Origin of the sequence: Limosilactobacillus sp. DJ3M12 (assembly GCF_947381695.1) — a bacterium.
Lineage (GTDB): Bacteria > Bacillota > Bacilli > Lactobacillales > Lactobacillaceae > Limosilactobacillus > Limosilactobacillus kinnaridis.
In genome coordinates this window covers 1-375 of sequence record NZ_CANCWY010000072.1, presented here as the reverse complement: position 1 = coordinate 375, position 375 = coordinate 1, and the positions used below count along the sequence as shown (strand labels likewise).

Below are 375 nucleotides of genomic sequence, written 5' to 3'. Positions count from 1 at the left end.
TGGAGGATACAGGGCTCGAACCTGTGACCCCCTGCTTGTAAGGCAGATGCTCTCCCAACTGAGCTAATCCTCCAAAAGTGACCCGTGCGGGATTTGAACCCACGATACCAGCGTGAAAGGCTGGTGTCTTAACCACTTGACTAACGGGTCATATTAACGGAGAGTAAGGGATTCGAACCCTTGATACAGGCTTTAACCCGTATACATCATTTCCAATGATGCTCCTTCGGCCAGCTCGGACAACTCTCCAATATCCAAGCCCTGGCACAATTAAGACCAGGTGCCAAAGCTTGATTTTGCGTGGCAACGTCCTATCCTCGCAGGGAGCGATCCCCCAACTACTTTCGGCGTGTTGAAGCTTAACTTCTGTGTTCG

3 tRNA genes are annotated in these 375 nt (G+C 50.9%); all 3 read right to left on the bottom strand.

What is annotated here, in order from left to right:
* The 3 genes from QOS06_RS10770 to QOS06_RS10760 all read right to left on the bottom strand — a co-directional run bounded on the left by QOS06_RS10770 (position 1) and on the right by QOS06_RS10760 (position 249).
* A tRNA-Val gene (locus QOS06_RS10770) sits at positions 1-73 on the bottom strand.
* 5 nt (positions 74-78) lie between these two features.
* Positions 79-150, bottom strand: a tRNA-Glu gene (locus QOS06_RS10765).
* Between the two features lie 7 nt (positions 151-157).
* A tRNA-Ser gene (locus QOS06_RS10760) sits at positions 158-249 on the bottom strand.
* Positions 250-375: the final 126 nt, after the last annotated feature.